Annotated in this window: 10 protein-coding genes and 1 pseudogene; 8 read left to right on the top strand and 3 right to left on the bottom strand. The window is 70.3% G+C overall.

Annotated features, from left to right (window positions below; all coding sequences use genetic code 11):
* Positions 1 to 217, top strand: a 217-nt coding sequence (locus AB0D18_RS40045) for a hypothetical protein (protein WP_362430639.1), incomplete at its 5' end; no start/stop codon positions are given.
* A 5-nt stretch (positions 218 to 222) separates the two neighbouring features.
* On the opposite strand, the gene AB0D18_RS40040 is transcribed toward AB0D18_RS40045, so the two are convergent.
* Both AB0D18_RS40040 and AB0D18_RS40035 read right to left on the bottom strand, forming a co-directional pair.
* Positions 223 to 843 carry an L-threonylcarbamoyladenylate synthase gene (locus AB0D18_RS40040; protein WP_362430638.1) on the bottom strand — a complete coding sequence of 207 codons (621 nt, stop codon included), beginning with the start codon at positions 841 to 843 and terminating at the stop codon, positions 223 to 225.
* A 52-nt stretch (positions 844 to 895) separates the two neighbouring features.
* Positions 896 to 1,723 carry an SDR family NAD(P)-dependent oxidoreductase gene (locus AB0D18_RS40035; RefSeq protein ID WP_362430637.1) on the bottom strand — a complete coding sequence of 276 codons (828 nt, stop codon included), beginning with the start codon at positions 1,721 to 1,723 and terminating at the stop codon, positions 896 to 898.
* Between the two features lie 67 nt (positions 1,724 to 1,790).
* On the opposite strand from AB0D18_RS40035, the gene AB0D18_RS40030 reads away from it, so the two are divergent.
* On the top strand, positions 1,791 to 2,516 hold the full coding sequence (locus AB0D18_RS40030; RefSeq protein ID WP_362430636.1) for a class I SAM-dependent methyltransferase: 726 nt from the start codon (positions 1,791 to 1,793) through the stop codon (positions 2,514 to 2,516).
* A gap of 11 nt (positions 2,517 to 2,527) precedes the next feature.
* On the opposite strand, the gene AB0D18_RS40025 is transcribed toward AB0D18_RS40030, so the two are convergent.
* The gene (locus tag AB0D18_RS40025; protein ID WP_362430635.1) at positions 2,528 to 3,148 is read right to left on the bottom strand and encodes a DUF2867 domain-containing protein; all 621 of its coding nucleotides are present in this window, start codon (positions 3,146 to 3,148) and stop codon (positions 2,528 to 2,530) included.
* A gap of 102 nt (positions 3,149 to 3,250) precedes the next feature.
* Between AB0D18_RS40025 and AB0D18_RS40020 the strand changes: the two are divergent.
* From AB0D18_RS40020 to AB0D18_RS39995, 6 genes and pseudogenes are all read left to right on the top strand, one after another.
* Positions 3,251 to 3,364: pseudogene (locus AB0D18_RS40020) on the top strand (TetR/AcrR family transcriptional regulator); the annotation flags it as partial.
* A 224-nt stretch (positions 3,365 to 3,588) separates the two neighbouring features.
* Positions 3,589 to 4,056 carry a hypothetical protein gene (locus tag AB0D18_RS40015; RefSeq protein ID WP_362430634.1) on the top strand — a complete coding sequence of 156 codons (468 nt, stop codon included), beginning with the start codon at positions 3,589 to 3,591 and terminating at the stop codon, positions 4,054 to 4,056.
* On the top strand, positions 4,053 to 4,430 hold the full coding sequence (locus tag AB0D18_RS40010) for a peptidase inhibitor family I36 protein (protein WP_362430633.1): 378 nt from the start codon (positions 4,053 to 4,055) through the stop codon (positions 4,428 to 4,430). The genes AB0D18_RS40015 and AB0D18_RS40010 overlap by 4 nt, the downstream gene beginning before the upstream one ends.
* A gap of 128 nt (positions 4,431 to 4,558) precedes the next feature.
* A complete protein-coding gene (locus AB0D18_RS40005; RefSeq protein WP_362430632.1) occupies positions 4,559 to 5,455 on the top strand; it encodes an ABC transporter ATP-binding protein in 897 nt (298 codons plus the stop codon).
* A 129-nt stretch (positions 5,456 to 5,584) separates the two neighbouring features.
* Positions 5,585 to 6,607: an iron-siderophore ABC transporter substrate-binding protein gene (locus AB0D18_RS40000; RefSeq protein ID WP_362430631.1), complete on the top strand. Its 1,023-nt coding sequence runs from the start codon at positions 5,585 to 5,587 to the stop codon at positions 6,605 to 6,607.
* 23 nt (positions 6,608 to 6,630) lie between these two features.
* Positions 6,631 to 8,712: an iron ABC transporter permease gene (locus tag AB0D18_RS39995; protein ID WP_362430630.1), complete on the top strand. Its 2,082-nt coding sequence runs from the start codon at positions 6,631 to 6,633 to the stop codon at positions 8,710 to 8,712.
* Positions 8,713 to 8,822 lie beyond the last annotated feature (110 nt).

Raw genomic sequence — 8,822 nt, 5'->3', positions numbered from 1 at the left:
AGTGCGCCGCCGACTCCCAGTCCGCACCGACACCCACCGACACGTCCAGCGGCGCCCGCAGTTCCGGACTCACCGCCACCGCCGAGCAGACTGGCCGCTGCCGCCGAGCGGACTGGCCGCCGCCGCCGAGTCGGTCGGCGCCGCAGCGGCCTCGTTCGAAAGCGAGATGCAGGCCGTGGCGGCGGGAAGGGGCGCCGGCATCACGACCGAGGGGTAAAGGGGTTACTCGAACCGCTCGGTGTCGCCCGCCCCGCGGCGTACGATCTCCGCCTCCCCGTCCGAGAAGTCGACGACCGTGGTCGGCACGGTGCCGCAGTCGCCGGAGTCGAGCACGGCATCCACCTCGTGTTCGAGGCGCTCCTTGATCTCCCAGCCTTGCGTCATCGGCTCCTTCTGGTCAGGCAGCAGCAGCGTGCTCGACAGCAGCGGCTCACCGAGCTCGGCGAGCAGGGCCTGCGTGGCGACGTGGTCGGGGATGCGCACCCCGACGGTCTTCTTCTTCGGGTGCAGCAGCTGGCGCGGCACCTCCTTCGTCGCGGGCAGGATGAACGTGTAGCTGCCCGGCGTCGCGGCCTTGATGGCGCGGAACACCTTGTTGTCGAGCTGCACGAACTGGCCCAGCTGGGCGAAGTCATGACACACGAGGGTGAAGTGGTGCCGGTCGTCGAGGTTGCGGATCGCTCGGATCCGGTTGATTCCGTCCCGGCTGCCGAGCTGACATCCCAGCGCGTAACAGGAGTCCGTCGGATACGCGATGAGCGCACCGGAACGGATGCTGTCGGCCACGCTCCTGATGGTGCGCGGCTGAGGGTTTTCGGGGTGCACATCGAAGTACTTCGCCATCCGCGGAGTCTAGGTGATCGGAACCCGCGCACCCGGCGGCCGGGCCGTACGGTCACCCGGCGGGACCCTGCCCCACACCCTGCCCCACGTCCTGCGCACCGTCACCGCCCATCGAGCGGACCATCGACAGATTGCTCACGAGCAGACCTCCGTCGACGGGCAGTGTCACCCCGGTGATCCAGGAGGCGTCCGCCGAAGCGAGGAAGGCGACGGCCGCGGCGATGTCCTCCGGCTCGCCGACACGCCCCAACGGGTAGTGGCCGGCGACACGTTCGAGCACTCCCGGCCGGTCGTCCCAGACATGGGTACGTACGGTGCCGGGCTCGACGAGATTGACGCGCACTCCGCGCGGGGCGCATTCGACGGCCAGTGTGCGGGTCAGCGAGGCGAGTCCGGCCTTGGCGGCGCTGTACGCGTGGTTGCCGAAGTGCTGCTCCGCGTTGACCGAGCCGATGCTGACGATCGCGCCCCGCCCACCGGCCGCCGCCAGGTGAGGGAGGCAGGCGCGGACACAGCGGTACGCGCCGTGCAGGGTGACCTCGAAGTCCTCGTACCAGGGGCCGTCTTCGGCGTCGTCGAAGCGGGGCGGGTCCGGGTGGCAGGAGTAGGCGTTGTTCACGAGGATGTCGAGACCGCCGAAGGAATCCACGGCCCGGCCCACAGCAGCTTCCACCGAGGCCCGGTCGACGACGTCGCACGGCTGCGCCACCGCGACCCCGCCACTGTCACGCAGGGCGTCGGCCACCTTGGCCGCACGGGACGGATCCCGGTCCGTGACGAGCACCCGCGCGCCCTCTGCCGCCAACCGGCGGGCGATCGCAGCGCCGATGCCCTGACCGGCGCCGGTTACCAGGGCGGAATATCCGTCGAATCGCGTCATGGGCACACCCTAGAACCGGCTGATCGGCTCAGCCAGCCGATGCGAACTCCCGCCCCCACGACACAAGTTGACGCCTCACTTACGGTGCCCACACGGACATCGGATACCGACAGTTCGACGCCCCGGCGGACACGGACCGCCTGATCGGCTTTCTGACCGCAGAGAGCCGGGGGAGCTCGCCGGAAAGCCGCTGGACCGGGCACTCCTCGCCTCACTCCTGGAACAGACGGAGCCGGGGGCCACGGTCGCCGACCTTGGCTGCGGCCCCGGACACGTGGCGGCCCGGCTCGCCGGGAACGGTGCGCGCACCGTCGGCATCGATCTGTCCGCAGGCATGGTCGAGGCAGGGCGGCGCAGGTTTCCCCAAGTGGAATTCCGCCAGGGCGACTTTCGTGAACTACCGGCCGAGGACGGCGAGTTCGCCTCCTCCGTCGTCTTCTACGCGATCATCCACCTCGACCCCGGCGACATGCCCCGCGCGTTCGAGGAGATGTACAGGGCGCTGCGTCCCTCCGGCCTGCTCCTGCTCTCCTTCCATGTCGGCGAAGAGGTCCGGCACATGGACGAGTGGTGGGGACACGGCGTGAATCTCGCCTTCCGTTTCCTCGATCCCGCGCATGTCGCCCCGCTCCTCGAAGCGGCCGGATTCGCCGTCGAGATGCACATGGAGCGCACCCACTACGCCCACGAGGCCGAGACCCGCCGGTGCTACTTCCTGGCCCGCCGCCTGCCGTTCGGCGCCGCGGAACAGCAGCGTCCGGACGATCGGCGCCCCAACCGATCCGCGCACTGACGGGCCCCCCTTCAGCCCGCCACCTTCCGCCGATCCGCACCCGCCTCCCATTCCCTCCCGATCCCGCGGATGAAGGCCGAGTACACCCCCAGGTACCGGAAGGGCTTGATGAATGCCATGTAGGCGGCGCCGGCCGGCCCGTTGGGCTTCACCAGGACGGCCATCTGCCCGTGGTACCCGCCCGCCCCGTCCGGGACCCAACCGATGTGCAGCAGCCCGTGCACGGTCCCGTTGCCCATCTCGGCCACCCACTCGTCGTGCGTCTGGTAGACGGACCTGAACGGCACCGCGGGCAGGTCGGATCCCCTCGGGCTGTCGCGCAGATCCGCGGGCAGCCGCTCCCGCAGCGACGGCACCCGGTGACCGATGCCCTTCTCGGGCCTGTCCCAGCCGAGCAGTTTGCCGAGCTTCCAGCGGATCGCGAAGAGCAGGCGCGATACGGGCGTTGAGACGTGCGGCGCGCGCGTCGAACCGCCGTCGCTGTGCTTGTTGGTGAACTGGTCCACCAGGTGTACGAGATCGTCCGGGCCGCCCGGTGTCGGAAGCGCCCACACGTCCTCAAGCCGGAAGTCGTGCGCGATCGAATGAATCCGCCAGGGCCGCGAAGTGTGCGCGGTGGTGGGGAGTTTCATGAACGGACCCCTATCTATACGATGCCGTATACAAAAATCTAGCACCACCTATACGGCACCGTATAGGTGGTGCCCGGCGTGACGGGAGACACGTGCAGGGGCCTGACCCGTGCGCCGCGCGGCACCTGGATCGAGGAGGGTCTGCGCGCACTCGCCGCCGGCGGCCCGGAAGCCATGCGGATCGAACCCCTGGCCAAGGCGCTCGGCGTGCGACGCGTGGAAAACCGCCGCATGGCCTACCTGCGTACCCTCCCCCCCTCCGTCTCCTTCGCCCCTCGCCCGGATACGGGACTCACGCGCTATGTGTGACTCCTGCGGTACGACTACTCACCGTTACGGGTGGAAGTTGGTGTGGTAGCGATCTTTGCGTGGAAGGCTGCGACCGCACACTTCGTCCGCTGCCTCGGGGGCTTGCTCATATGCGTTTGTCCACTGCCCTGTTGGCCGCAACCCTCGTACTGGGCGGCTGCGCCGCACCGGCGGAGCGGATCGAACTCGGGCCCGACGACACGCTCAAGGCTGCCCAGCAGCTGATCACCGACCGCTGCATGACGGCCAAGGGTCTCGTCCCGCCCAGGCCCGGAGCAGCCACCCCCTCGCCTGCCCAGGCGCACCGGATCTCCGACGCCCTCTTCGGGGCCGGCCGGGCCGAACTCTCCCTCGCGCTGCCCAGCGGCCACGTGATCAGCCAGCACACCGACGGCTGCCTGGCCGCCGCGCAACGCCGCCTGTACGGCGACCAACGGCGCTGGTTCCAGGTCTCGACACGCGTCGCCAACCTCCGTTCCGCGGCACCCGCCGCAGACCGCACCGACTACCGGCGGCTGCGCGAAGACGCCCTGCGCCGGGCCAGAACCCTCCTGACCGAAACCGAAGCTGCACACGCCCGGAAAGGCATCCGTACATGAAGCGCCTCCTCACCCTGCTGACCGCCACCCTGCTCGCCGCCGGCGGCGCGCTGGCAGCGCCCGCCTCCGCGGCGCCCTGCGCCAGCGGCTCCTTCTGCGTCTGGACGGATGCCAACTTCGGCGGCCGGGTCTTCTCCTCGTCCGGAGACGACGAGTGGTGGGACAGCTGGATCTCCGACAACGACTCGTCGTGGGCCAACCACGCGATCTCGGGACCCGGCATCAAGGACCACGTCGTCGTCTACGAGGACGCCATCCAGTGGCCGTCGACCGGCGGCGACCGGACGATCTGCCTGGCCCCCGGCCAGGAGGTCGCCTCCAACGCGAACGCCAACGACCGTGGGGACGCGCACGTCTGGGCCATGCAGTGCTGACGACGCGGGTGCGGGAGTAGGGCGGACCCGCCCTCGCCAAGGCCCCTGTTCGCCGGCCGAGCGCCGGTGGACAGGGGCTCTTTACTGACTGTTTTCAGCCAAGCTTAGGTTAGGCTAACCTTCGTCGCGTGAATGTCGGTGAAGAATTCCTCCGGGCCACGCCTCCCCGTGGCCACACCCTTTGCGCCACGGGCATCACCGTGGCGTACGACGGTGTCGACGTCCTGCACGAGGCGTCCCTCGAACTGTCGCCGGGGCGGGTGACCGTACTGGTCGGGCCGAACGGCAGTGGGAAGTCGACGCTGTTGCGGACCGTGGCACGGCTGCAGCGGGCGCGGAACGCGGAGCTGACCCTCGACGAGGGGACGGACGGATTCGCGCTGACCCCCCGTGAGTTCTCACGGCACGTCGCACTGCTGACCCAGGGGCGGCCCACACCGAGTGGGCTGTCCGTGCGGGACGTCGTGGAGTTCGGGCGCTACCCCTACCGGGGGCGCTGGGGGCGGCCCGATCCGGGTGGGCGCGCGGCCGTGGACCGGGCGCTGGAGATGACCGGCGTCACCGAGCTCGCCGAACGAGGCGTCGAGCACCTCTCCGGCGGCCAGCTCCAGCGGGTGTGGCTCGCGAGCTGCCTCGCGCAGGAGACCGGCGTACTCCTGCTCGACGAGCCGACCACCTACCTCGACCTCCGGTACCAGGTGGAACTCCTGGACCTGATACGCGACTTGGCGGACGACCACGGCATCGCCGTCGGCGTGGTGCTGCACGACCTGGACCAGGCGGCAGCCGTCGCCGACCGGATCGTGCTGCTCCGGGCAGGGCGGGTGATCGCGGACGGAGAGCCCGAGGACGTACTCGTACCGGAGCGGCTGACGGACACGTACGGCATCCGGATCGAGGTCTCCACCGATCCGCTGACGGGACGGCTGCGCACCCGGGCGGTCGGCCGGCACCACACACGGCGGACGCCCGCCGGCGTACGCCTGCTGGACAGCGACCACGCGCAGGTCGGCACCCACACGTAGGTCACACACGTAGGTCACACCCGTAGGTCACACCCACGCCCAGGCCTGCACCCACGTCCAGGTCGGCACCCCGCAGTACCCCAGGCAGAACGCGCGTACCGCGCACACCGAAAGGCTCAGTACCACGTCATGAGACGACTCCTCCTCGCCGCCGCAGCGGCCACCGCCGCCGCCCTCACTCTGAGCGCCTGCGGTACGACCGAACCCTCCGCAGGCAAGGGGGACACGGCGGAGAAGAAGACCGGGGAGCGCATCTCCCTCACCGACGCCACCGGCAAGAAGGTGGAACTGGACGGCCCCGCCAAGAAGGTCGTCGGCACCGAGTGGGACGTCGTCGAGCACCTCGTCGCGCTCGGCGTCGACCCGGTCGGCGTCGCCGACGTCAAGGGCTACACCGCCTGGGACAAGGCGGCCCCGCTGAAGTCCGCTCCCTCGAAAAACGTGCCGAAGGACATCGGCACCCGCGGCGAGCCCAGCACGGACACCGTCGCCGCCCTCGCGCCCGACCTCATCGTCGCCACCACGGACCTCCCGCCGGCCGCCGTGACACAGCTGCAGAAGATAGCCCCGATCCTGAATCTGAAGTCGGCCGACGCCAAGGACCCGATCGGCACGATGACCAAGAACCTGGACCTGATCGCCCAGGCCACAGGCACCGCAGAGAAGGCCGACAAGCTCAAGAAGGACTTCGACGCCAAGCTCGCCGCGGGCAGGCAGGAGCTGGAGAAGGCCGGGCACAAGGGCACGAAGTTCGCCTTCGCGGACGGCTACTTGACGGGCAACAAGGTCTCCGTCCGCCCCTTCACCAGCGGCTCGCTGATCGGCGCGGTCAACGCCAGGCTCGGCCTGCAGAACCCCTGGAAGGTCAAGGGCGACCCGGCCTACGGTCTCGGCGCCACCGACGTCGAGGGCCTCACCAAGCTCGACAAGGACGCCGAGTTCGCGTACGTCGCCAACGACACGGACAAGAACAGCAGCGTGTTCACCGGCGCGCTCGCCGACAACGCGGTGTGGAAGTCCCTGCCGTTCGTGAAGGCGAACAAGGTGCATCGCCTGCCCGACGGTGTGTGGATGTTCGGCGGCACCATGTCGATGGAGAGTTACGTCGACTCCGTCGTCACCGCCCTGACGAAGAACCTGACGAAGAAGTAGACGACGGGACGCACGAGAACATCATGGCCGTCACCACCACCGCACCCTCCGCCCCCACCAGCACGGCGGCGGCTTCCCGGAAGGGCGGCGCGGCAGCGGTGACGGCCGTGTTCGTCCTGCTGGTCGCCGCCCTCGCCGTCGTCGACATCGCCCAGGGCACCGCCCACGCCGGCCCGGCCGAGGTCTGGAAGGCGCTCACCGGGCAGGCCGACCAGGCGGACGCCTCCGTCGTCGTCGCCTCCCGGCTGCCGCGCATGTTCGCCGGCGTCCTCGTCGGCGCGGTACTCGGCATGGCGGGCGCCGCCCTCCAGGCCGTCAGCCGCAACGTACTCGCCTCACCCGACACCCTCGCGGTCAACGCGGGCTCCTACCTGGCGCTCGGAATCGCCGCCGCGACCGGTGTCTCGCTGCCGATGATCGCCTCCTCGGGCGTCGCCTTCGCAGGCGGCCTGGCAGCCGCCGCGATCGTGCTCGGCATGTCGGGACTCGGCGCCGGCACCGTACGACTGGTCCTGGCGGGGACCGCCCTCACCCTCGGCCTGACGGCCGTCACCGAGGGCCTGATCCTGCTGTTCCCCGAGGAGACCCACGGTCTGTACGACTGGAACCAGGGCAGCATCGCCCAGAACGGCTTCGACGGAGTGCTGTGGATGCTGCCGCTCCTCGTCGTCGGGCTGGCCGGGCTGCTGCTGATCGCCCGCCGGGTCGACGCCCTGGCACTGGGCGACGACGCCGCGCGCGGTCTGGGAGTGCCCGTACGCGCCACTCGCGTGACCACCGTCGTACTGTCCGCGCTGCTGTCCGCCGCCGCCGTCACCCTCTGCGGGCCCATCGGCTTCGTCGGACTGTGCGCCCCTGCCGTCGTCCGCGTCCTGGCCCGCTACCACCGGGGCTTCGCCCGGGTGCGCCAGAACGTGCCGGTGTCCGCACTGACCGGCGTCGTCCTTGTACTCGGCTCGGACGTCGTGCTGCGCACCCTGGTGTCGGCGGACACCTCCGTGTCCGTACCGACCGGCGTGGTCACCAGCCTCGTCGGCGCCGTCTTCCTGATCGTCCTGGCGACCAGGGGCCGCGACCTGGGCGCCGCATCTCCACCCGACAGGCTCCGCATCCGCAGCCGGGCCGTCTTCCTGACCGTCGCCGCAACGCTGGTGGCGGTGCTGATCGGGCTGATCATCGCCTCCGTACTGCTCGGCGACGCCAAGCTGTTGCTCGGCGACGTCGTGAACTGGGCGCAGGGCAATGCCGGCAGGTCCGTCTCCTACGTCCTCGACACCAGGGTGCCCCGAGTGCTCGCCGCCCTCCTCGCGGGCGCGGGCCTCGCCCTGGCAGGCACCCTGATCCAGGCCGTCACCCGCAATCCGCTCGCCGAACCCGGCGTCATGGGTGTCTCCGGCGGAGCCGCGCTCGGTGCGGTGATCCTGGTGACGACCGTGCCCATGGCCGGACCGACGGGCATGGCGGGCGCGGCCTTCGCAGGCGCCGCACTCGCCTCGGTCATCGTCTTCGGGCTCTCCGCGCGCGGCGGCTTCCAGCAGAACCGGCTGGTCCTGGTCGGCATGGGTGTGGCCACCGCGAGCACCGCGCTGATCAGCCTGTTCATCGTCCTGACCGACCCGTTCAACGCCACCAAGGCGCTGACCTGGCTGTCCGGTTCGACGTACGGGCGCACCCTGCCCGATCTGCTGCCGCTCGCCGTCGTACTGGTGGCGGGAGTCGCCGTGGCGGTCGTCCGGCGCACCGAGCTGGACCTCGTCTCGCTCGGCGAGGACACCCCGAGGCTGCTCGGCCTCGGACTCTCCCGCTCGCGTCTCGGTTTCCTCGCACTCGGCGTCCTGCTGAGCGCGGCGGCCGTCGCCGCCGCCGGAACCATCGCCTTCGTCGGGCTGGTCGCCCCGCACGCCGCACGCGCCCTGGTGGGCCGCCGGCACGTACGGGTGGTGCCGGTGTCACTCCTGCTGGGTGCGGTGCTTGTGGGAACGGCGGACGTGGTGGGCCGGACCGTGATCGCACCGGCCCAACTGGGAGCGGGCCTGGTCACGGCGGTCATCGGCACGCCGTACTTCCTGTGGCTGCTGGTACGCAGCCGAGGGGCGAACACGTAGGAACACGGGGCCCTGCGACTATGGGCCGGGCGGGCGGCGGTGCACACGGTGGTGAACACCTCAAGTGCATTGAGCATGACGGCCACTCCTGATTTCTAGCGCTGCTAGCT

The organism is Streptomyces sp. NPDC048442, from assembly GCF_040651475.1.
GTDB lineage: Bacteria > Actinomycetota > Actinomycetes > Streptomycetales > Streptomycetaceae > Streptomyces.
The sequence above is the reverse complement of the archived record's forward strand: the minus strand, read 5'-3'. Positions and strand labels throughout refer to the sequence as shown.

What these genes read in the sequence shown, in the direction of transcription:
- AB0D18_RS40040 (WP_362430638.1), bottom strand. Translation starts at nt 843, where the DNA reads ATGGCGAAGTACTTCGATGTGCACCCCGAAAACCCTCAGCCGCGCACC.
- AB0D18_RS40035 (WP_362430637.1), bottom strand. Translation starts at nt 1,723, where the DNA reads ATGACGCGATTCGACGGATATTCCGCCCTGGTAACCGGCGCCGGTCAG.
- AB0D18_RS40025 (WP_362430635.1), bottom strand. Translation starts at nt 3,148, where the DNA reads ATGAAACTCCCCACCACCGCGCACACTTCGCGGCCCTGGCGGATTCAT.
- AB0D18_RS40010 (WP_362430633.1), top strand. Translation starts at nt 4,053, where the DNA reads ATGAAGCGCCTCCTCACCCTGCTGACCGCCACCCTGCTCGCCGCCGGC.
- AB0D18_RS40000 (WP_362430631.1), top strand. Translation starts at nt 5,585, where the DNA reads ATGAGACGACTCCTCCTCGCCGCCGCAGCGGCCACCGCCGCCGCCCTC.
- AB0D18_RS39995 (WP_362430630.1), top strand. Translation starts at nt 6,631, where the DNA reads ATGGCCGTCACCACCACCGCACCCTCCGCCCCCACCAGCACGGCGGCG.